General features: G+C 28.6%; 17 protein-coding genes. 12 read left to right on the top strand and 5 right to left on the bottom strand.

Annotated features, from left to right (window positions below; genetic code table 11):
* Positions 1-7 precede the first annotated feature (7 nt).
* From Q0776_RS00895 to Q0776_RS00885, 3 genes are all read left to right on the top strand, one after another.
* Positions 8-712 carry a LytTR family DNA-binding domain-containing protein gene (locus tag Q0776_RS00895; protein ID WP_298363701.1) on the top strand — a complete coding sequence of 235 codons (705 nt, stop codon included), beginning with the start codon at positions 8-10 and terminating at the stop codon, positions 710-712.
* Between the two features lie 99 nt (positions 713-811).
* On the top strand, positions 812-4,093 hold the full coding sequence (locus Q0776_RS00890) for a T9SS type A sorting domain-containing protein (RefSeq protein ID WP_298363699.1): 3,282 nt from the start codon (positions 812-814) through the stop codon (positions 4,091-4,093).
* Between the two features lies 1 nt (position 4,094).
* Positions 4,095-4,790, top strand: a complete 696-nt coding sequence (locus tag Q0776_RS00885; RefSeq protein WP_298363698.1) for a hypothetical protein — start codon at positions 4,095-4,097, stop codon at positions 4,788-4,790.
* Between the two features lie 187 nt (positions 4,791-4,977).
* Here Q0776_RS00885 and Q0776_RS00880 read toward each other — a convergent pair whose 3' ends face one another.
* Positions 4,978-7,032: a tetratricopeptide repeat protein gene (locus Q0776_RS00880; RefSeq protein WP_298363696.1), complete on the bottom strand. Its 2,055-nt coding sequence runs from the start codon at positions 7,030-7,032 to the stop codon at positions 4,978-4,980.
* A 149-nt stretch (positions 7,033-7,181) separates the two neighbouring features.
* On the opposite strand from Q0776_RS00880, the gene Q0776_RS00875 reads away from it, so the two are divergent.
* The 3 genes from Q0776_RS00875 (at position 7,182) to Q0776_RS00865 (ending at position 10,214) form a co-directional block, all read left to right on the top strand.
* On the top strand, positions 7,182-7,466 hold the full coding sequence (locus Q0776_RS00875; RefSeq protein WP_298363694.1) for an STAS domain-containing protein: 285 nt from the start codon (positions 7,182-7,184) through the stop codon (positions 7,464-7,466).
* Between the two features lie 40 nt (positions 7,467-7,506).
* On the top strand, positions 7,507-8,781 hold the full coding sequence (locus tag Q0776_RS00870) for a sugar isomerase (RefSeq protein ID WP_298363692.1): 1,275 nt from the start codon (positions 7,507-7,509) through the stop codon (positions 8,779-8,781).
* Positions 8,782-9,008: 227 nt separating this feature from the next.
* Entirely contained in the window at positions 9,009-10,214 is a 1,206-nt protein-coding gene (locus Q0776_RS00865; protein ID WP_298363691.1) for a glycosyltransferase, read from the top strand.
* Here Q0776_RS00865 and Q0776_RS00860 read toward each other — a convergent pair.
* The 3 genes from Q0776_RS00860 to Q0776_RS00850 are packed head-to-tail and all read right to left on the bottom strand — an operon-like array spanning position 10,197 to position 16,067.
* Positions 10,197-11,750: a glycoside hydrolase family 2 TIM barrel-domain containing protein gene (locus Q0776_RS00860; RefSeq protein ID WP_298363689.1), complete on the bottom strand. Its 1,554-nt coding sequence runs from the start codon at positions 11,748-11,750 to the stop codon at positions 10,197-10,199. The two genes, Q0776_RS00865 and Q0776_RS00860, sit on opposite strands and share 18 nt — an antisense overlap.
* A complete protein-coding gene (locus tag Q0776_RS00855; protein ID WP_298363687.1) occupies positions 11,731-12,969 on the bottom strand; it encodes a hypothetical protein in 1,239 nt (412 codons plus the stop codon). The genes Q0776_RS00860 and Q0776_RS00855 overlap by 20 nt, the downstream gene beginning before the upstream one ends.
* Complete coding sequence (locus tag Q0776_RS00850) at positions 12,969-16,067, bottom strand: hypothetical protein (protein ID WP_298363684.1); 3,099 nt, start codon at positions 16,065-16,067, stop codon at positions 12,969-12,971. Before Q0776_RS00850 ends, Q0776_RS00855 begins: the two co-directional genes overlap by 1 nt.
* Before the next feature lie 178 nt (positions 16,068-16,245).
* Here Q0776_RS00850 and Q0776_RS00845 point away from each other — a divergent pair, with 178 nt between their 5' ends.
* From Q0776_RS00845 to Q0776_RS00835, 3 genes are all read left to right on the top strand, one after another.
* Positions 16,246-17,382, top strand: coding sequence for a response regulator (locus Q0776_RS00845; protein ID WP_298363682.1), 1,137 nt, complete (start codon positions 16,246-16,248; stop codon positions 17,380-17,382).
* A 245-nt stretch (positions 17,383-17,627) separates the two neighbouring features.
* The gene (locus Q0776_RS00840) at positions 17,628-18,116 is read left to right on the top strand and encodes a CAP domain-containing protein (RefSeq protein WP_298363681.1); all 489 of its coding nucleotides are present in this window, start codon (positions 17,628-17,630) and stop codon (positions 18,114-18,116) included.
* 24 nt (positions 18,117-18,140) lie between these two features.
* Positions 18,141-18,473, top strand: coding sequence for a glycosyltransferase (locus tag Q0776_RS00835; RefSeq protein ID WP_298363679.1), 333 nt, complete (start codon positions 18,141-18,143; stop codon positions 18,471-18,473).
* 70 nt (positions 18,474-18,543) lie between these two features.
* On the opposite strand, the gene cysK is transcribed toward Q0776_RS00835, so the two are convergent.
* On the bottom strand, positions 18,544-19,455 hold the full coding sequence (cysK, locus tag Q0776_RS00830; protein WP_298363678.1) for a cysteine synthase A: 912 nt from the start codon (positions 19,453-19,455) through the stop codon (positions 18,544-18,546).
* A 314-nt stretch (positions 19,456-19,769) separates the two neighbouring features.
* On the opposite strand from cysK, the gene Q0776_RS00825 reads away from it, so the two are divergent.
* Genes Q0776_RS00825 through Q0776_RS00815 form a run of 3 tightly spaced genes read left to right on the top strand, consistent with a single transcriptional unit; the run spans position 19,770 to position 22,394 of the window.
* Positions 19,770-20,390 (top strand): redoxin domain-containing protein, encoded by a 621-nt coding sequence (locus tag Q0776_RS00825; protein ID WP_298363677.1) that lies wholly within the window; start codon positions 19,770-19,772, stop codon positions 20,388-20,390.
* Between the two features lie 49 nt (positions 20,391-20,439).
* On the top strand, positions 20,440-20,916 hold the full coding sequence (locus tag Q0776_RS00820) for a TlpA disulfide reductase family protein (RefSeq protein ID WP_298363676.1): 477 nt from the start codon (positions 20,440-20,442) through the stop codon (positions 20,914-20,916).
* An 8-nt stretch (positions 20,917-20,924) separates the two neighbouring features.
* Positions 20,925-22,394 carry a DUF6029 family protein gene (locus Q0776_RS00815; protein ID WP_298363675.1) on the top strand — a complete coding sequence of 490 codons (1,470 nt, stop codon included), beginning with the start codon at positions 20,925-20,927 and terminating at the stop codon, positions 22,392-22,394.
* Positions 22,395-22,516 lie beyond the last annotated feature (122 nt).

Genomic DNA, 22,516 nt, shown 5'->3' with positions numbered 1-22,516 from the left:
AAGCTTTATGAAAAGTATTATAATTGATGATGAAGAAATGGCACGTGCCATTATTGAGCAATTAATTTCCAAAAACAAGAAGTTAAGTTTAGTTGAAAGTTTTTCTAATGCCATAGATGCAATTAAATACTTAAATCAAAATACAATAGATCTAATATTTTTAGACATCCATATGCCAACTTTTACAGGTTTTGATTTGCTTCAAACATTAAAAAATCCACCAAAAGTAATACTTACCACATCAGATAAAAACTTTGCAATTGAAGCTTTTGAATATGATTGTATAGTAGATTATTTAGTAAAACCAGTTACACAAAAACGTTTTGATAAAGCAGTTCAAAAAGCAACATTATTTTCTCAGGCCAGTAATGTTGAATCAAAATCAAAAGAAACAGAAGTTATAAATGAACTTTACGTAAATATTGATAGAAGATTGGTTAAAATAAATTTTGCAACAATTAATTTAATTGAAGCAAAGGGCGATTATATTTTAATTAAAACAGATGGCAAAAACTATACTGTACATTCTACAATGAAAAAAATTGAAGAAAAATTACCCGATGATTTGTTTTTAAAGGTGCATAGATCGTTTATAATAAACACAAAAAAAATTATTGATATAGAAGATAATAGTGTGTTAATAAGTAATAATGTTATTCCTGTTAGTCGCTCTAATAGACCGGAATTAATGAAGCGCCTTAACTTGCTTTAACTACAAGTATTTACCACTCATCTATACTAAATTTGTTTTAATCGAATATGATAATAATAGTTTTAAATGAAAGTTAATTTTGTTTAAAAATGTTATTAAATGAAACAAATTTTACTTTTAGCTTTTCTTTTTACTATAAACTTTAGTATATCGCAAAACACAAGTATTGTTAAACAAACAAATAGTGCTTGGGTTGCAATTATGCAAGGCGATAATTTTGATCCAAATGACGATCAACAGTCTAATGCCGATCAGGATTTTGTGGGGAATGCTAATTACGCATTGGTTGAAACAAAAAAGGAGACTACAGCTTTTAGTGATGGAATTACAGATGATGTTTATTATTTTAGGACTAGAATGGCGGAAATGAATCCATTAACTTCCTTTTATTTAGGAATAGATGTTTCTGGAGATATGATTGCGGACGTATTTGTCGAAGCTAATTGGAAAAACAAAACTCCTTATGTTTCTTTTCATCAAAGAGATTATTCTAAAACTGGACTTTCTCCTTCACAAACTGCCTGGTTAAATGGCACAAGAAATGGTGAATTGCAACTAACATATAGAAATGCTGGAATTTTTAATTATGCGGCAGGAACAGATATTGATGGAGCGGGACCAGATTCGTGGCTAGAATTTGGTTTTACTGAAGAAAGTATAAAAGCTTATGTTTTAAATACCTTTGGAATTGTAATAAACGGTGATTCTGCAATTGCTTTATATGGTTTTACCTCAACAAGCCAAACATCTAACGGAGATATTGGAGGAATAAACGATAAAGAACCAGGAGTTTTAGATAAAACTTGGGAAGAATTAGGAATTATTATTAACGGAACCCTAAATAACATTACTTCGGGTGAAATTTTAACCCCAACAGTAAATAAATTAACTACAGAAGATACGTCTCCAAGAATAACAGGAACTTGGGGAGGAACTATGTTAGGTGACGATAGTTTAACAGTTACCGTTAATGGTTATACATACGGTGTGGAAAATGGTTTAGTAATAGATAATACATTGTGGAGTTTAACTATTTTAGCTCCAGAATTTACTGAAGGTACTTATGAAGTTGTAGCAACAACAAGCAGGTTGTCGAATAGTCAATCTAAATCAGATACTACTAGTTTAGAATTACAAGTTTTAGCTCCTCCACCTACTACGGTTACTTCGGCAAATGATGGAGGTTTGGAAAGTAATGGAGATTTGGCAAGTCTTATTGCTAATAGAAATTTTAAAAGAATAAAAACCAATAATCAGTTAAATAAAAAGCAAAAGCAATCTAAATTTTCAAAAAAAGGAATTCAAAGAAAATCAAATGAAAGCGGTATTAATTTAGCTACTTTATTTCCCGAATCGGGATTAAATACTACAGAAACAGCACATATCTCTACCGCAGAAGATTTGTTAAATGTTACAAATGCAATACAAATATTTGGAGTTGATTATTACGTTGGAAATACAGATAATAGAGTAGCCGCTGTTTTGGCAACTGAAACAACGGACAAAGTTTATGATCATTCAAAAGTAATTTGTGATAGATTAAATAGTTCTTCATTAATTGATGCTACTGTTTCTATGGTTAAAGAGCATCAAATTATTATGCTTCAGATTGAACGTGATAATGGATTGATAGAGTATGCTTTAAATTTTTCAATAGAACTTCTAAATACTAAAAATAAATTACACAGTTATTGGAGTATTGAACAATACCCTGCTGGTGATTATATGAATTTTCAAATTTGGGGAAGTACTAAAGGTCAAGTACATTTTATTGCAGATAAAATTATTTCAAATTTGGAGTCTGCTACAAGCGTACATTTGTCTAGTGAGAATTTATCTAATGAAAACAGAGTTCCTTCTGTTTTTGTAAAAAAAGGATTTTATAAAAATGGAAAATTGTATTTAGATATAAAAAATAAATCTAACGACAGCTCTTTTTATTTTGAAGGAAATAAAAGAAGTACAGAAAAATCTTATTCGGAGCATATATCTCAAAATATTAATTTGTCGGGAAATGTAGAAGAACAAATAATTTTAGAAACCGGAAATTTATTTGATATAGGATTTTCTATAAAAGGAGAAAACTCTTTACAAACTGATGCTATTTACTTAGCAGATGGACCTTGGGGAATTGATTATTTAACTGACGATGCCAAAACTATTGAATTTAACGTTCAGCAAAGATCTATTGATGTAAATTCTACCAAATATGAAATTGAAAGAAAATCTTCAGTAAAAGGAAACGTTAAAGGTGTAGTAAATTTATTTAGAAACATTATTGCTGGTAATTTGGCATTTGATGCGGAGAAGTTTGGGGTTTTAGAATTTAAAACCATTAATAATTTACCTATTGAAGTGGTTATAGTTACTGAAGGATTAACAGATTGGAATGACAGATTACGGTTTCAAATAGAACCTAATGAAACGGAAAAAAAATATAACATAGCATTTAAGAATTTTAAAAATGGAAAGGGTAATCCTATAAAAATCAATAAAATAGTAGGCGTTGTATTTTCTATAATAGGTGATTTTAACCAATTTAAGGCCTTCAATTTAGAAATAAATGAGTTTGCATTTCTTCAAGATTTAGACCAAGATGGTATAATAGATGAACTTGATAATTGTATGAATACTCCTTATGGAGCTGATATTAATGCATCAGGTTGTTTTAGTTTACCTTTCGATAATTTTAATATTACCGCAGTTGGAGAAACTTGTACAGATATAAAAAATGGGCAATTAATAATTTCAGCTAAAGAAAATTACAACTATGAAACTATTATTAATGGAGTTAACTATAATTTTTCAACAGAAGGTATTACAGTTTCCAATTTATCTCCAGGTGTTTATAATTTTTGTTTAAATATATTAGGTGATTTTGATTTAAATGAAAAAGTTAGTAGTTGCTATTCTATTGAAATTTTAAGTGGCAGTGTTTTAACCGGTAAATCAAGTATAACTTCTGGAAAAGTATCTATAGATATTGGTGAAGGAACTGCACCATATAATGTTTTTGTAAATGGAACAAGTGTTTTAAAAACACAATCAACTTCATTCGATTTAGATGTTAATGCAGGAGATAAGGTTGAAGTAAAATCAGATATTGCTTGTGAAGGTGTTTTTTCAAAAACAATAGACGCAACAGATTTATTTACTGCATATCCTAATCCAACCAATGGAATGTTTCAAATTTCAATGCCAACTACAAAAGAAGAGGTAGCTATTGAAATTTTTAATATGAACGGACAGTTAATATCAAAACAAAATTATTCTAATGTGTATGGAAGTGTACAATTAAATTTAGAAAATAAACCGAAGGGAGTTTATATGGCAAAATTAAATTTAAACAAGCCAGTTGTTATTAAAATTATAAAACAATAAAATGAAAAAGTATTTATATCTAATCTTTTTAGTAAGTGCAATAATAGCTTGTGGAAGCTCGGAAAATGATTTAGAGTCAATTCCAGTTGCTGAAAACAAAACACCATCTACACCCGTTTTAAAGGCTCCAGTTAATAATTTATTGTGTACCGATAACACGGTTGCTTTTAATTGGGGTTCTTCATTAGATTTGGATGGAGACGACATTAATTATACAATTCAAATTTCAGAAGATAATCAGTTTTTACAAATTGAACACAATACTAACGTAACAGAAACAACAACTACTTTTGCATTGGATAAAGGAAAGGCATATTACTGGAGAGTAAAAGCAACAGATAGTAAAAATGAATCAAGTAGTTTTTCATCAACTTTTCAATTTTATACAGAGGGAGTTGCTTCTGAAAATCATTTGCCATTTTCACCCGTGTTAGTAAGTCCTGAGTTAAGTTCTGTAGTGCAAACAGCTTCAGTAAATTTGAAGTGGACAGCTAGTGATGTTGATAAAGATGCTCTAATATATGATATATTTTTTGGGACAAATAATCCACCAACACAAAAGGTGAGTTCTAATCAATATGAAAATAATTTAAATGTAGAGGTTGTATCTTCAAAAGTTTATTATTGGAAAGTAGTTGTTAAAGATTCTCAAGGAGGAAAAACAATTGGACAGGTTTGGAATTTTAAAACAGATTAAAAACCATTGGTCGATACTAAACCTATCATTTATCGAAACAAAAGGTATATGTTAACGAATTTTAATATATGTGGACGATACAATATTTAATTTTGGGGTATACTTATTGATTAATTAGTTAGTTTAATTGATATTGTTATAATTAGAAACCCCTATTAAACCGAAGTTTACTTCGGTTTTTTTTATGTTATAGATTTTTTATAAATGTAGGTTTTCTTGTTAAATACCACTTTAAAACAATGCCTGCCTCGGTAAAAGTAAACCCTGAAGCCGTTGCAGAGGCTATATTACTACGAGTTCCATATATATTTGTAATTAATCTATCGGAAATATTATAACCTAGTTTTGCTTGTAGTCTATATGTAGATTGTTTTGGTTGATCTTCAATGTATTGATAACCGGTTGCCGCATTTAAACTATAAAACAGTTTTTTATCATTTTTTGAAATGTCAATAAATACTTCTACTGCATTAAATTTTTCAGGGCTAAAGTATACAGTTGGAACTTGATTTTTAAATGTGATGAATTGATAATTTACTCCTCCTTTTAGGGCTGGTTTTTTCAAGAAATTATAATACAAAGATGTAAACAAAAGATTTCTTTCATTGTCATCGGTTTGAGTGGTGTAAAAATATTGTGTAAACCATCCAAATTTAAAATTTGTACTAATATTATAATTTAAGATAAGGTTATTTGATGCAATTTCTTCGTCAATTAAATCAGCATTAAAATTTTGGACTTCTCTTTTATATCCAATTTCTAAATCTTGCAGTTTAAGCGGCTTCATTTTAAAAAAGGCTTCTGCTAAAATTTGGGAGTATTGGTTATTAAAAGAATTTGCATGAGAAATACCAGTTTTGGCTTTAAAAATAATTTTAGGATGCAATTGATATTGCATTTCTAAATTGAAATTATTTGATTTGGCTTCGTGTTTGGAAATAGTATTTTCGGTTTTTCTATATTCAAAATTAGCAGAAAGACTTAAGTTGGTATTTATTGGAAACATTATTTTTGTAAAAGTAGAGTAGGCAACGTTATCTCCATTATCAAAGGTATAACTCAATTTTTCTTCAGCATATGGAGTGTAATTTTTATTTATTTTAGATAGAAAACCTACTGCATCTTTTTGGTTTTTAAAAATATCTAATGTTTTAAAAACACCTTTGTATGCGTTTTTTATTTCTCCATTCGCAAAATAGGCGTTAGTGCTTCCAAGATTTCCGTCAAACGAAAGAGAATCTTTTTTTAATATTTCTTTATAATCGGCAATGGTTTCTTTAAAGTCGCTTCTATACATTCCTAAGGTTGCACGAAGGGCAAGAACCCAGTTTTCCTTACCATAATCAGCTAATAAGTCATTTATTTTACTTTCAGCTTCTTTAAATTTTCTGTTCCAAATTAGCGCTTGAGTATAACGTTCAAAAGTTTGTTTGGTTAAAGTAGAGTCTTTTACATTTTTCGATTTTAACAATGCATTTGTAGCTATTTCTAAAGCATTTTTATCTTTTTCGGCAATATGAGAAACTAAAGCCAAACCATTTAGTGCAAGTAAACTGTCTTTGGCATTGGTTGCTATTTCCTTATAAATTTTAGTAGCATTTTCAGTTTCTTTGGTCATTAAATAAATATTAACTTTATTTAATAAGGTTTCTTTGTCATTTGGGAAATCTATTAAATTTTCATTTAAAAGCGAAATAGCTTTGTCGTAATTTTGTTGTTGTACAAATTCATTGGCATAACCTAAACGAATGTATTTTTTAGAGTTGAGTGCATTTGGATTTTTTACTGAAACTTCCAACGCTTTGTTTACGTAATTAAGAGCGTTTTCATATTCTTTTAAATTTGAAAATGTATTTGCAAATCCGAGTAAAGCAGCAAAATTAGTAGGGTTTTTGGCGACTAGTGTTGTATAATAAATTTTTGCTGTTTCAAATTGCTTTCCCCATAAAAGAGATTCGGCATAGTTTAATTGAATTTCAAGATCTTTAGGATAATCCTTTAATAAATCTGTAAATATTTCAACAGCTTTTGGGGCATTTCCGTTAAGTCCAACCGCTCTACCAAAACACAAATTCGCTGTTTTATTTTTAGGGTAATCAACAAGTATTTTTTGAAAAAAGGTTTGAGCTTTATCAAATTTTCCAGTTTCCAAATATTGAAAACCTTCTTGCATGTTTTGAGCAAAAGTTACAGATGTAAAAATGAACGCTATTGAAAAGCATATTTTTTTAAGAAAATTCATTCTCTTTTTATTATTTATTTGTGATTGCAATTTAAGTATAAAGTGCTAATAATTCGTCGACAATAAAGCGCAATTCATCGAATAATTTCAACTTTTCGGGCAGATTGAACGGATATTTGTATCAGGTATAAACAATAAAACAATTATTTATGGCACTTTCAATTACAAAACAATCGGGAACATATGAAATAAATGGTGAGTTAAACTCACAAACGATTAACTCAATTAAAAATTACTTCGAATTACTTATTGATCAATCAGCATATATTAAACTTTCTATAAATAAAATTAAAGGAATGGATAGCGCTGGTGTAAAATTCATTTCTTCTTTATATAAAAAGGCAGTTAAAAAAAACAAGGCTTTTTTTATTGTGGACTTGTACGATAAAGAATTAGTTCAATTATTTAAAAAGGAAAATATTTTTACATACTAGTCTTTTTCAATATCCTACTTTTTTAAAATATTTATAAAAAATGAAAGCATCAATCTTAAGTTTCAGTACATCTTCAATAAAAATTAAACCAGAACAATTATTTATGTTATCGGTTTTATTGGTGAACGGAGGTAATTATATTTACAACTTGTTGTTAGGTCGAATTTTAGGTCCAGCTGAATTTTCTGATGCCGCAATACTAATTACATTGTTATTAGTGTTGTCTTTTGTAGGTATGACTTTTCAAATAGTAACAGCAAAATATGCGGTGCTTTTTGAAAAATCGAAATTAAATTCGTTTTTAAATTTTGCAACAAAATATGCAGTAATTATAGGGCTAATTTTAGCCGCTTTAATAATTGCGTTTCATAAAGATTTGCAATTAATTTTTCACACTCAAACATCGTCAATGTTTTGGATTTTTGCTGTTGGACTACCAATTTACTTTTTAATGAGTATTAACAGAGGATTATTTCAAGGTAAAGATGTTTTAAACAAATTATCGGTTACTTATCAATTTGAAATGTTAAGTAGATTAGTCATTACTCTTGGAGTTATTTATCTATTGCCTTTTATACCAACCTCTGTAGCTATAGCAATTGGAATTGTAGTTTCTTTTGTGTTTGGTTTGTTTCCGTTTCAAAATAAGATTGTGAAAGCAATTACTTTGGTGCCCGAGAAATTAGTTGAGAAAAAAGCAATTACTTCATTTTTTATGTTAACTGCATTTTACGAATTAACTCAAATTTTAATAAACAACAGTGATATTATTTTAGTAAAACATTATTTTGAAAGCGAACAAGCAGGCTTGTATGCGTCCTTAGCATTAATTGGTCGTGTTGTTTATTTTGTTGCCTGGATGTTTGTAATGTTGTTGTTACCAAAAGTAATTCAGCTTAAAAAAGAAGGAAAAAACACCATGCCTTTATTGTTAAAATATGTTGGTTATATTTTTGTGCTATCTTCTTTTATAGTTTTATTCACCTTTTTATTCCCAGAGTTTGTTGTGAAATTAATGTTTGGAGAACAGTATATTTCCATTTCTCCATTGTTATGGAAATATGCATTGGCAACTTCAATTTTTGCAATAGCCAATATATTTGCCTATTACTTTTTATCTATAGATAAGTATATTCCTGTAATCGTGTCTGCCGTTTTGGGTTCTACTCAAATTGGTTTAATTATAGCATTTCATAACTCTTTACACCAAGTTGTAATTATGCAAATTATAGCAATGGTTGTATTGTTGATTTTTCAATTAGGTTATTTCTTTTATTACCATAAATCCAATCAATTAAAATTTAGAACAAATTAAAAAAACATTGTTTTGTTTATATAAAGGGATTGGATAAATTGCTTAACCCCGAGCAGTTATTTAATACCCTTTTTTATTTTAAAAAGTTTAACCATTTTAAAATTCTTTTAACCTTATATATTTTCCATTCATCGAAACTATTTTTCCTCTTATCGAAGATTAATTTTTAAACTGTTTGTTCTCATTATTTTTGAATAGAAATTAAACAGAACAAAAAATATTAAATTATGAAAATAGCAATAGTAACAGCATTTCCACCTAGCAAAGTAACTTTAACAGAGTATGGTTATCATTTAGTAAAACACTTCGCTCAAAAAGAAGAAGTAAGCGAAATAGTATTAATAACAGATCATACAGAAGAAGAAAAACAACTTGATTTTGAGACTAATAATTGTAAAATTACAGTAAAAGATAGTTGGAAATTTAATAGCTATAAAAATGTACTAAGCATTTATAAAGCAATAAATGAAGAAAAACCAGATGCCGTATTATTTAACCTTCAATTTATGAAGTTTGGTGATAAAAAAATTCCAGCAGCTTTAGGTTTATTATTACCTATGATTTTTAAATTAAAAAGAATTCCTTCAATTGTTTTACTACATAATATTTTAGAACAAGTTGATTTAGATAGTGCAGGTTTTGCAAAGAATAAATTATTACAAAAGGTGTATAATTTTATTGGAACTACATTAACAAAGTTTTTATTGAAAGCAGATTTAGTTGCTGTAACAATTGGTAAGTATGTTGAAATTCTTAGTGAAAAATATAACGCTAACAATGTTGTTTTAATCCCTCACGGATCTTTTGAAACTCCACCAGAACCAAGTTTCGATTTACCAAAAGGTCCTAAAAAAGTTATGACTTTTGGGAAATTTGGAACTTATAAAAAGGTTGAAATAATGATAGAAGCTGTTCAGGAAATTAGAAAAAGAACAAGCGAAGAAATTGAGATTGTAATAGCAGGAACCGATAGCCCAAATACTCCAGGTTATTTAGAAAATGTTAAAAAGCAGTACGCACATGTGCCAAACCTAACATTTACAGGCTATGTAGAAGAAAGTGATGTGCCAGTAATATTTAATAAAAGTGCAGTGGTTGTATTTCCTTATACATCTACAACTGGAAGCTCAGGAGTTTTACACCAGGCCGGAAGTTATGGTAAAGCAGTTGTTTTACCCGATTTAGGAGATTTAAGTTTATTGGTGAAAGATGAAGGGTATAGAGGTGAATTTTTTAATCCAACAAGTACTGAATCTTTAGCAGATGCCATTCAAGAAATTATTACAAAAGATGAGTATAGAATGGAATTAGGTAAAAATAATTATAAAGCAGCTTGTTCATTACCAATGGAAACAATTACCGATATGTATATTGAACATTTTAACGCTATTGCGGTTAAAAACTCAGGAGTAAAGTTAGTTAGTGATATGTAAAAATGACATTTTTTTAACGCCGTTTTCATTTATAAAACCAAAATATTTTTGTTTAGTATTTTTCCAAGGTAATCTACCAGCTACAGCAGTTGGAATCTTTTTAAAGTCATATAGGCCCCAGGACATAAATGCAAGTGAATCTTTTTTAAAGATTGCTTGCATTTTTTTATGATATTCCGCTTGTTTGGTTTCGCTACTACTATACAAATTCCAAATACCACCATAAGAAGATAGTCCAAACTCTTGCAATACTATAGGTTTGTTTAAAGAATTTTCTTTTAAGGTTTCATAATCTTTTTCAAAATTATCTATGTTTTTATAATAGTGGTACGAAACAAAATCTACTTCATTTACTAAATTATTTGCTGCTTCAGGTGAAGACCAACCTATTGTTACCAAATGATTTGGGTCAAATTTTTTAATTTCTTTAATCATTTGAGAAAGCCATGCTAATACGGTTTCTTTATTTCTAGACTCAAAATCTAAATCTGGTTCATTTTTAATATCCCAAGCTAAAATGGCATTATGGTTTATAAATGTTGAAACAATTTGTTCTGCGTGTCTATGAGTTAAGGTCCAATTTAACACAGAATAATCTCCATAAAAATCAAATAAAGTAACTACTACTTTTAATCCAATATTTTCAGCAGTATTTAAAACTTCTCTAAGCTTTTCTAATTTTTCGAGTTGCACTTTTTCTTTTCCAAAATCTTCATATTGAATAAAAATTCTAATACTATTTAAACCTGAATTTTTAATTAGTTTAAAATCTTGTTCAATAGTTTGTAAATTGTAATTTTCACCAAACATATCCCAAGGTGTTTCCTTTGGGTAATAATTAATTCCTTTTATGGTAAATGGTTTTCCTTCAACTAAAATTTCCGAATCTTTAATTTGTTTAGGTTGTATTGTTTTAGTGGAGTCTTTATAATATTCGTTTTCAATTTTAACTTTGTGTCTTATCCTCCAAAAACCATCTTCTAATAATAAAACAACTTTATACGAACTTGTGTCAGTAGAGCTAAATAAAAGCTTATTGTTTTTATATATTTTTTGAAACTCAACCACATTTTTATCGGTTAAAACGGCAAGTTTCCCATCTTCACTGTAAAATTCTAATTTGGGAGAATGACTAATCGTGGTGGCTTCAATTGAAATTTGTTGTTTCTTATTTAATTTTAAATTATTAAAGATATGTACTCGAGCGCTATCTGTATAAAAATCTTCAATTCCGTAAGGACTATTATTTTTAAATGCGGTATTTTTTATATACCAAGATTTTAAATAATTATCCTCAATGCTTTTAAGTTCTTGTTTAGATATTTTTCGTCCAATGTTTTCAGAATTGGCCCAATTTATTTTTGGAGCATAAACAGTTTCACTTTTTATATCTATATGCAGCATGTTTGCTCTATCAGCTCCTGTTTTTAAATAAGCTAAAACAAAGCTCACACTATAAATAATTAGCACATTTATGGCAATAAATGACAGAATTAAAATTCCTCGATAGATATTTTTATTTAGTTTGTGTTGCATAATATTTTGTATCAATAGTTTTAGAATTACCTAGAACTTCCACAATAAAGGAATAACTATTTTCTGTGTAAAATTCAGCCGAAATATTAAAAGACACAAACCCTTTAAAAGATGTTGATGTTTTTGTTTCTATTAAATTATTATTGTTAAATATTTTAAGTTTTACCAGTGCTCCATCAGGAATCAATTGGTTCATAAAACTTTGAATAGGTCCTACTGTTATTTCCCTATTATTTTTAGAAAAGTTGACATCGAAATTGGTAATTATAGGTTCATAATTTATACTAATTACATTACTTTCGGCCAAACCATTTACAAAAGCTTTTACTTTCCAAGTATCTTTTTCATCAGGGTGTAAAATTTTAGCTTTGGCAATTCCATTTATAGTTGTAGCGCGTGTTTTTAAAATGGTGTTTTTAGATGTCGTAATGTTAAACTCAACAATAGTTCCGTCACTAATTATATTTTTAAACTCATCTTCAATTTTAGAAGTTGAAAGATATGTAATTTGGTTACCATCAGCAAAATGGTGATTTCTTTTAAAATTTATCGTAAAATTGGTGGCATTTGAAGGATATATAACCGTTGTTAATTCATTAGAATTTGTTGTGTTACTAGAAGAAGAAACTAATATAGATCCAGCTTTTTCTTTTGCCATTATATTGTTCCAGACAATAAGATTTTTAGTTTTTTCTTCTTTTGAATTTATGTTGTTTAAAAACTGTTCGTTAATTTTTACAGAAGTGTTTTCTGGAAGAGGATTGTCAAACATATCAGTGGGAATAACAACTAACATAGAATAATCTTTATTGCCTGCCAAAACACTTCTTGGTCCTAAATAACTTTCAAGAAGTGTTTTAGAAGTGGTATTTGGAAGAATTTCTATTTTGTTTTTTAATAAATTTTCACCTTCGTTAATAAGAGTCCAATTTAATACTCCAGCTTTTTTAGTAAATACCGATGGAATTCTATAAGCTAATTTAGTGTCAATTTGTTCAGGTTTTAATAAGTTACTTCCATAGGAGTTTTTAATAAAAAGAAAAGGTGTAGTTTTATTTTTAGTTGAAAAAGTTAATATAATTTCTGTACCCGCAATAAAGGTTTTAGAGGTTGTGTTGAGAATAAAAGAATCATTCTTAGGTGTAACCATTTTAATTGAAAATGCAGAAATTACAATTGCAATTATTATAAAAAATGATATGTAGCTTGTTTTTCTCATTATTTCGGATTTCCAATGTAATTATTAAGTTCTATTTTAATAAATTTAAATTCGGAATTTCCATTTATATTTATAGGCTGTAATTGTTCTTTTAAATGGTTTTTATTTCTGTTAGGAACTACTTTTTGGGCAATAGATTTATTTGGTAGCCCATTTACAAAACAATTCTCTATACTATTATTAATTACTTCAATACTGTCATTTTTTTGAAGCGGATAATTAAAATACTGTTTTCGTTGCACTCGAACACCTTCTCTTAGAAATTGATGCTCTACCCAAATTAATTCTCTATTGTTATTGTAATATGAAATTAATATTTGCGGAATGGTAACTTCTTGTATCCCATAATTAAACAAAGTTCCTTCAATGTTTTTATCGCTAATATCCAAATCTGATATAGCTACATTTTTATACAAATCTGTGGTGGCTACATTTCCGGCACTTTGTAAATCAAATTTTGTTGGTTGATCTTCAAGTTCGATTGGGGTAAATTCATCTGGGTTAAAAGTTTCTGGAATTTTTTCATTTGGATTAAGCCAAGCAATTCCTTCAAAATCTACTCTAAAACTAGTTACCTCTTTTGGTAATAATTTATGTTTTATTATATATTTTGCATTGTACGTAGCTAATTCTTTATCTTCTTTAGAGTATAATGTTCCTTTCAAAACAACATCTGCGGGTACATTATCTACATTTTGAATTTCACCAACAATAGCATATTGATTTTTATATTTTACCAAAGATGCCGATAAAATTTCTAACACGGGTTGTTTTAAAACATCTTCATGATTTGTTTGTTGTGTTGTAATACGTCTTCTTCCGTGGTTATAATACTCAGGAATATTATCGGAAAATAACTGATCTGGAGGAATATCTAAATCATAAGAGTTTGGAATAACATACCATTTATTACCCTTTTTAATCAACTCGTGCTTATAGGTTTTATTAATTATTTCTAAGGGTGTAATCCATTCGGTTTTTGCAATTATTTTTGCGCTTTTATCGGTTTTATTCAAAATTTCCACATCAATTGCATCTAATTTTGCATACGAGCTTAAAATACCATCTGTTACAGAAACTTCTAACATATATTGTGCAATACTTAAATCACTATCCGGACTTAAATATGAATGTGCTCTCTCAAATTCTTTAAAATCTAAAGCATCGTAATAGGATTGAACAACATTTTTAGGGCTAATTTGTGCGGTATTTTTAATATAAAATAAATAGATTCCATAAAAGAAAATACCGGTTAATATAAGCGCCCATATATGATTTATTAGAATTAATTTGCTTGAGAATTTAGAATAATTGTTTTTAAATTTTAAAAACGGAGGCGATTCTTTAATTTTTATTTTTAAAGTTTGGTACCAAACCATTTGAATATTTAAAACAAATGCTATTAAAACTGTTAATAAAGGAATGATACCCCACATTAGTTTTAAAAACATAGGAACATCATCTTTAGGTAATATTTTTGAAAGTGGAGGAACATTTAACTTTTCCCAAACCATTATGCCATTTTCTAATTGTCTTAGCCGCTGCCAACCACAAAAAAATAGGATAGGATCATAAAATTTATCATTAGAAAAAACATATTTCAAATTATATTTTTCGGGAACAGTTAAAAATTGTTGTAAACTTCCAATACCTTCAACACCTCTAAATTTTGAATTTTCAAGTCGCTCAACTGCTCGTGTAGTAAGTTCAGGTAATCTTCTAGCCGAGTGATAATTTCCATCAACTGTCATTGCATTTGTTTGTGCAGAAAGCCAAGCTATTTGATCTCCAAATCCTAAAGGTAAAAATCTCCAGTGATCGTGCTGATCTTGATTAAGGAAATTTAAAATTGGCAACATTTTAATTTTTTGAGGCTGAGTTGGTCTAAAATAACCTAATGTTATTGTAAATGCTGTAAAAAATAAAAACAAGCCCATAAATGCACCACCTAAAATTCTATGATATACTGCACCAAATTTTTGTTGAATTTTTTCTTTTAAATCACCTTCAACAAACCGATAAGCAAATTCGCCAAACATGGGTATTGCCATTATAGAAGCCCATAAGGTAAATCTATCTAAAGTTAAAATATTAAACGCTGTTTCACCAAGCATTTTTAAAGGTATTGGAGTTGTACCTCCAGTACCTAAAATTGATAATAAAGTAAAAGATAAACCGAAGAAAAGATATCTTTTTGAATAATATCTATAATATATATAAGGTAGAATGAAAAGTAAAATACCCCAAGGAATTAGAAAAAATACCAAGCCAGATGAGGTTACTTCCAAAAAATTATCTCTACTACCATGTGGAATTGGTACTTGTGTTATTGGATTGGCTTTTGAGTTTACCCAATAAGGTAAAATGCAAATAATTATAACCATTAAAGAAAGTCCTCCAAATCCTATAATTCGTTTAAATAATTGAAAAAACGATTTTAAAAATACTTTAAAGGTTACTTCTTTCATTGAGTTTACCTGATCTCTAGAATGATCCATTATTACCATTCCAATTAATGGAAAAATAAAAAAAATCATTCCAAAAATGGGTGTAACATGATGTGACGTAACGGTTACAGCTAATAATGAAATGGAAGTAATTAGGTATTTATATTTGCCAGTTTTAATCCATAGGTATATTTCTGGTAAGCAATGCATTAATATCGATACACCAATAATACTGGGTAATTGTCCAAAAATATGAAGTGTTTCAACAAATGATGAAGATAAAGTTGCTAAAATAGCAGCATAACCCGCCGCTTTTCTATCAGCTGTTATTAATAATGAAAATCTATACGAACCAGTTATAAATAAAATTACTGCAATAATTGCTACGGTAAACATACCAAATTTTAATCCGCCAATTAAAGATAGTAAACCTATACTTTGATGAACCAATGGAGGATATCCCATTACTGTAAATCCGGTATACCATTTATAGTTCCAAGGTTCGAACCAACTAGTAGAATAGTGTTCAGCAAAAAATAAATGTATTAATGCATCATAAGTGTTTTCGAGAGTGAAAAACATAGATGTACCATGAAATATAACACCTATTAGTAAAGCAACAATTAAGTATTTATTTGTCTTTTCCTGCATTAAAAATTAAAGTTTCTTCAATCATGTAAATATAAAGAAATTGTTTGGCCGGTCAATTTTATTTATCTGCTTAAAACTACCATTCGTCTAAATTAGAGTTTGATTCAACTAAATTTTAAATTTTAAACGGCAAATGACTCTATTTTTGGGGTATAAATCATTTAAAAAATTAAAAATTATGAAAGTATTAGCCATTGATGATCAGCAATTAGTATTGTTACCACTTCAAAAAAGATTAGAATCTTTGGGTTACGAAGTTAAAACCGAAAGTAATGCAAAAGATGGAATGGAATCTTTTAAATCATTTCAACCAGATTTGGTTATTGTAGATATTAATATGCCGGATGTTTCTGGAATTGATGTTGTAAAATTTATAAGGATTGAAGAAAAATCATCAATTCCGGTAATGGTACTTTCAGGTAATACAAATGATGAAGTAATTACGGAAGGATTTGAATTAGGAATAAATGACTATATGAAAAAACCTTTAAGTTTAAATGAAATTAGCGCAAGAGTAAAAAGATTAATTGGAGCTCCAGAAACTAGTGTTGTTGTTGAAAACAAAGGAAATACAATTATTGAACAAAGATGTGTTGGTGTTGTAATACCTTGTTATAATGAAGAAGAAAGGTTGCTAAGTACGCAGTTTTTAGATTTTGTTGATAAACATTCGGGTTATCATTTATGTTTTGTAAACGATGGAAGTAAGGATAATACATTGGAAGTTTTACACAATTTAAGAAAAGGAAGAGAAAGTTTTATTACTGTTTATAATTGCGAAAAAAATGGAGGAAAGGCAGAAGCGGTAAGATTGGGAATGCTTCATATGGCTAAAAAGGAAGATTTAGATTATATAGGTTTTTTAGATGCGGATTTATCAACAGATTTAGCCGATTTTGACGATTTAGTTTCAACAATTGAAAACTCCGATTATAAGATTGTAAGTGGTTCTAGAATTAGCAGAATGGGTGCAGATATTACAAAAGAATCTGCTCGTAAAATAATTAGTTTAACAATAAATTATATTATTAGAAAAATATTAAAAATGGAATTTAAAGATACCCAATGTGGAGCTAAAATATTCCATAAAGATGTTATAAATACTGCATTTAGTAATAAATTTTTAACAAAGTGGTTATTCGATGTTGAAATATTTATTAGAATTAGAAAACAGTATGGTTTACAAAAAGCAAAAGAAATTTTATGTGAAAAACCATTGAAAAGATGGATTCATGCTGATGGTTCAAAACTTTCTATGAAAGATTCAATTAAAATTATTGGTCAACTAGGACAAATAGCTTGGGTTTTGAGATAATAATAGATTGAAATACGTATTAAATGATTTTAAAAAAATGCAGCTTTAAGCTGCATTTTTTTATGCTTTAAATTTTATTCTATCTAAATTTTTAAGCTAAAAAATGGAGGGCTTTTGGCCTCAATTTTCATTTAACGAAAGATATTAACCATTGGTCGAAACAAATAAATGTCTAATCTAAAATTATCCTAAAGAGCTGATATCTAGGTTATTTTTGAATTGTTAATCATAATAAAACTAAAAAAATGAAAACTTTCAAACTACTATTAATTTTAATGTTATTGAGCTGTTTAGGTTCATGTTCTAAAGAAGACGATGAAATTTATTTAAATCCAATTACTGAATCAAAAAACAGCTATTCTAAAATGGAATTAGAAATTCTTAGTTTGGTAAACAATTACAGAAATACTTTAGAAATTAATAAGTTAAATAAATTAGATGTAGTTTCTTCAGTGGCATCTACTCATTCAAAATATATGGCAGAAATTGGAAAAGTAAGTCATGATAATTTTCCAGAACGTCATAAAAAATTAGTTAGTTCGGCTATGGCTAAAGTGGTTGGTGAAAATGTAGGTTATGGGTTTAATACAGCAAAAGGAGTTTTTAACGCTTGGATTGCGAGCGATTCTCATAGAGTTTTAATTGAAAATTCAAAGTATACTCATTTTGGTATTTCAACCGAACAAAGTAATGATAACCGGAACTATTTTACGTTAATTTTTATAACTAAATAATTAAAACTTTAATATAAATATTTTATGGAGAGAGGAGTAATTTTAACTATTAACAATAAAGAAAAAGAAATTAGTAAAACCTTTTTCGATGCATTTTTGAAATGTTATAAGAATATTAGAATTTGTTTAGTAAATAATGGAAGTACGGACGGGACAGATAAGTTGTTAGAAGAAATACAGAAACGATTTCCTAATAATATATTTGTGTTACATATTAGAAATATTAAAAGTGATGAATTGGCTTTAAAAGCTGGTTTTAGATATTTGCTAAGTAAAGGAAAAGGAGAAGTATCGCAAGTGACTCTTTCTAATCAATTAGATTTAGATGAATTAAATATAATTCCTGATTTTGGTTAATGTTTTTTATAAATGTAAAAAGACAAGGCAAACGCCCTGTCTTTTTTAGCTAAAATGAGTATCTATAATGTTAGATCAAAAGTCCTTCAACAGATAAATAGCGTTCTCCAGTGTCATAATTCATAGTTAGAATAACATTACTTGACTTTAATTTTGATAATTGTTTTCTAACTGCAGCTAACGAAGCTCCAGTAGAAATACCTACTAAAATACCTTCTGTTTTTGCAATATTTTGAACTTCTTCAAAAGCTTCTTCTTTGGTAATCCTAATTGCGCCATTTATAGATTTGGTGTTAAAAACTTCAGGAATAAATCCAGGCCCAATTCCTTGTAATGGATGAGGTCCAGGTTCTCCTCCCGAAATTATTGGAGAATCATTTGGTTCTACGGCAAAAACCTTTAATTCGGGAAATTTTTCTTTTAAAACTTCAGACATACCAGTAATATGACCTCCGGTTCCAACACCTGTAATTAAATAATCTATTCCGTCAGGAAAATCATTTGCAATTTCTAAAGCTGTAGTTTTTCGATGTATTTCAGGGTTTGCTGGGTTTGTAAATTGAGAAGGCATCCAAGCATTTTTATTATTTGCAACCAATTCATCAGCTTTGGCAATTGTGCCTTTTAAACCTAATTCTTTTGGCGTTAAAACAAGGTTTGCTCCATAAGCAGCCATTAAAGTACGTCTTTCAACAGACATAGATTCTGGCATTACTAAGGTTAATTTTAAGTTTTTTACTGCGGCAACCATTGCTAACCCAATTCCAGTATTTCCAGAAGTAGGTTCAATAATTTCCGTGTCTTTAGTTATAAGATTTCTTTTTTCGGCATCTTCAATCATTGCTAATGCAATTCGATCTTTAATGCTTCCTCCTGGATTAGATTTTTCAAGTTTCATCCAAACTTCATTCTTTGGAAATAATTTACTCAATCGGACAACTGGAGTATTTCCAATTCCTTCTAAAATGTTATTAATTTTCATGTTTTTGATTTTTTATGATTTGTTTTAAACGAAAATTTTATGTTTCCAGACTGTAAATAAAATCTGGCAGTATTGTTTCTAATTAATTAAAGAACGATAAATATAAGAATAAAAGATATATCATTTTGCCATATCATTTGTTAAAAGATTTAATTTGAATTATTGTTTTTAGGGCGATATTTATAATTTTTAATTGTTTTTGATAAGGAAAATGAGGTTTTATTTGTTATTAATTGCAAAAAAATTAATTTTTTTTGAAAGTTTTGAAATTTCTTTCGACAAAATGAATGTTAGTAACTAAAAAGCATTAAAGAATGAACATTTTTAATTTGAAATCGATTTTTACAAGCAACCTAAAGTTAATAGTTATACTTGTTGTTATTTTATCTGTTGTATCCTGTTCTGGTTCTGGAGATGATGATGCAGAGGTTTTTACTTCACCAACAGGAAGTACTGGAAATTCTAACATGACTACAGATCCTGATCCAGATCCTGAAGAAAGCACAGATCCAGAAGTTAGTGCTCCTTCATTTACTTTAAAATCTTTAGCTGGTGTAGATGTAAAATTGTCGGATTATTCAAATAAAGTGGTTGTGCTTTTTTTCTTTGGAAATAGCTGTCCAATTTGCAAAGCTGTAGGTCCAAAGATTGAAAGTGAATTAGCCTCTCCATTTGATGGAAGGTCGGATTATCAAATACTTGGGTTAGATCAATGGAATGGGAATGCAAACTCAGTTGAAGCCTTTAAAACATCTACGAATGTTAGTTTTCCATTGTTACTGAATGCATCTGAGGTTGCTGCAGATTATAAAACTACCTATGATAGACTTGTAGTTATTGATAAATCAGGAAATATTGTTTTTTCTGGAAAACAAACCGCATCAGCAGATATTGCGGCAGTTACTACAAAAGTAAATGAACTGTTAGGAAGCTAGTTTTAGCATTTTGTTTATTAAATCATAATTTATTTTTTAAAAATTGTATATGAGAGCATTGATAATTGTAGTTATGTTGTTTTCCATTTTAAATGTTTCAGCACAACAAGTAAGAAATTTTAAATTAAAAGACATTGAAAATAACACTCAAAGTTTTACGCAATTAAAAGGTTCAAAATTAACAGTTATCGATTTTTGGGCAACTTGGTGTAAGCCTTGTGTAAAGGCAATTCCTGAATTGAACAAAATATATGAAGCCTATAAAATTAAAGGAGTAGAGTTTATTGGTGTAAGTTGCGATGGTCCAAGAAGTGTTTCTAAAGTTGCTCCTTTAAGTAAAACATTACAAATAAAATATCCCATATTGTTAGATATTAATTCTGAAATAAAATCAGAATTAAATTTAAATGCGTTCCCAACATTGGTAATTGTTAATTCAAATAATAAAATTGTTTGGGTGCACGAGGGCTTTGTATCGGGCGATCAAAAGTTGGTAATTGAAGAAATTGAAAAACTTTTAAAGTAGAATAATCCATGACTAAAATTGTAAAAAATTCAATTTGTTTAGTGGTGATTGTTTTGGCATCTTTTAATGTGTTTGGACAGTTTAATGGAACTAATTTAGTTGAATACCAATTTGGTGAAGCGCCAAATGATGTTAATGCAATATCATCAATTTACGATAGGTTTGTGGCCAATTTTAATTATAAATCATTTCGTTCAGATGTTACATTAGAGCAGTTTTATTCGGAATATGATGGGAGCAATTATACCAATATTTCTCAATTTTCAGTTCAATATAATTCCGATAAAATACAAGTGAAACTTGGTAATTTTTATGAGACAATTGGAAGAGGGACATTACTACATTCATTTCAAATTCCAGGAGCTATATTAGAGGATTTAAGTTATCGATCACGGCATTATTTTAATAGAGATATATTAGGTGCTTCAGTAAAATTTCAATCCAATAATTTTATGACTAAAGTGTTATATGGAAGTCCGTTAAATTATGTTTTTCCACCAAACCAAAACTCAAATTTACGAAGATCAGATACTATTGCTGCATTGTATTCAGAATATACCTATAAAAATCAGACTCTTGGAGCGGCTATAATGCATCATTCAAATTCTGGAAATGAAAAGTTATTCTCAATGATTACGCTTTCAGGAAGCATTTCACCTAAAATATCTTATTATACCGAAGTATCAAAAAATATAAAAAATAACAGTATTAATGATTTTTCAGATGCGGCTTCCTATGCAATTTATAGCGGTGTAAATATTTCTCTAAACAACATTGGTATAAGTGCAGAGTATAAAAATTACAATAATTTTTTAATAGGATCAGGAATTAATGAACCACCAGCCTTAGTAAAAGAACACACATATAGATTATTAAATAGAAGTACCCATGTACCTCAACCTTTAAATGAATCGGGCTATCAATTAGAAGCATTTTATACAATGCCAAACTTATCCGTTTTAACTTTAAATCATACCAAAGCTATTAATAAATTTGGGCAAAAATTTACTTTCAATGAGTACTTTTTAGAATATGATTTTATGTTAAAAGACAAACATGATATTAAGTTGTTTATTGATTATGCAGAAGATCCTTTCAAATTAGAAGAAAATAGAATATCAACTGGTTTGTATTCTGAATGGAAAGCTGGTAAAAATTCAACCATAAGAACCGATTATGAATTTCAACATTTTGACAGATTGAATGAGGGCAATGTAAATCAGGTTTTAAGTGTTGGTTACGCTTATAAATCTAAAATTATTGGTAGTATAGTTGCAGAACATAGTACAGATAATTATTTGGTAAATAGCGGGTCAAAATATTGGTTAGGTGCCAATTTAAAATATAAACTTAATAATAAACATAGTTTTCAATTATTTGCCGGTGAGCGCAGAGGAGGTCCGGCTTGTAATGCAGGTGTTTGCTATGAAGTACTTGATTTTAAAGGTGTTGAATTAAGAGTTACAAGCAGGTTTTAAAATAAAATCGCTTTTTGTCACTTATTTAAAATTTATGATTTTTATTTTCCCTTTATAAATAACTCAAGCAAAACCATTTATCTATGGTGAATTCATTTTACAAATTAAGGTTTTTTTAATTG

Source organism: uncultured Lutibacter sp., from assembly GCF_947495725.1.
Lineage (GTDB): Bacteria > Bacteroidota > Bacteroidia > Flavobacteriales > Flavobacteriaceae > Lutibacter.
This window is presented reverse-complemented; position numbering and strand designations above follow the sequence as displayed.

What these genes read in the sequence shown, in the direction of transcription:
- Q0776_RS00895 (WP_298363701.1), top strand. Translation starts at nt 8, where the DNA reads ATGAAAAGTATTATAATTGATGATGAAGAAATGGCACGTGCCATTATT.
- Q0776_RS00890 (WP_298363699.1), top strand. Translation starts at nt 812, where the DNA reads ATGAAACAAATTTTACTTTTAGCTTTTCTTTTTACTATAAACTTTAGT.
- Q0776_RS00885 (WP_298363698.1), top strand. Translation starts at nt 4,095, where the DNA reads ATGAAAAAGTATTTATATCTAATCTTTTTAGTAAGTGCAATAATAGCT.
- Q0776_RS00880 (WP_298363696.1), bottom strand. Translation starts at nt 7,032, where the DNA reads ATGAATTTTCTTAAAAAAATATGCTTTTCAATAGCGTTCATTTTTACA.
- Q0776_RS00875 (WP_298363694.1), top strand. Translation starts at nt 7,182, where the DNA reads ATGGCACTTTCAATTACAAAACAATCGGGAACATATGAAATAAATGGT.
- Q0776_RS00870 (WP_298363692.1), top strand. Translation starts at nt 7,507, where the DNA reads ATGAAAGCATCAATCTTAAGTTTCAGTACATCTTCAATAAAAATTAAA.
- Q0776_RS00865 (WP_298363691.1), top strand. Translation starts at nt 9,009, where the DNA reads ATGAAAATAGCAATAGTAACAGCATTTCCACCTAGCAAAGTAACTTTA.
- Q0776_RS00860 (WP_298363689.1), bottom strand. Translation starts at nt 11,750, where the DNA reads ATGCAACACAAACTAAATAAAAATATCTATCGAGGAATTTTAATTCTG.
- Q0776_RS00855 (WP_298363687.1), bottom strand. Translation starts at nt 12,969, where the DNA reads ATGAGAAAAACAAGCTACATATCATTTTTTATAATAATTGCAATTGTA.
- Q0776_RS00850 (WP_298363684.1), bottom strand. Translation starts at nt 16,067, where the DNA reads ATGCAGGAAAAGACAAATAAATACTTAATTGTTGCTTTACTAATAGGT.
- Q0776_RS00845 (WP_298363682.1), top strand. Translation starts at nt 16,246, where the DNA reads ATGAAAGTATTAGCCATTGATGATCAGCAATTAGTATTGTTACCACTT.
- Q0776_RS00840 (WP_298363681.1), top strand. Translation starts at nt 17,628, where the DNA reads ATGAAAACTTTCAAACTACTATTAATTTTAATGTTATTGAGCTGTTTA.
- Q0776_RS00835 (WP_298363679.1), top strand. Translation starts at nt 18,141, where the DNA reads ATGGAGAGAGGAGTAATTTTAACTATTAACAATAAAGAAAAAGAAATT.
- cysK (WP_298363678.1), bottom strand. Translation starts at nt 19,455, where the DNA reads ATGAAAATTAATAACATTTTAGAAGGAATTGGAAATACTCCAGTTGTC.
- Q0776_RS00825 (WP_298363677.1), top strand. Translation starts at nt 19,770, where the DNA reads ATGAACATTTTTAATTTGAAATCGATTTTTACAAGCAACCTAAAGTTA.
- Q0776_RS00820 (WP_298363676.1), top strand. Translation starts at nt 20,440, where the DNA reads ATGAGAGCATTGATAATTGTAGTTATGTTGTTTTCCATTTTAAATGTT.
- Q0776_RS00815 (WP_298363675.1), top strand. Translation starts at nt 20,925, where the DNA reads ATGACTAAAATTGTAAAAAATTCAATTTGTTTAGTGGTGATTGTTTTG.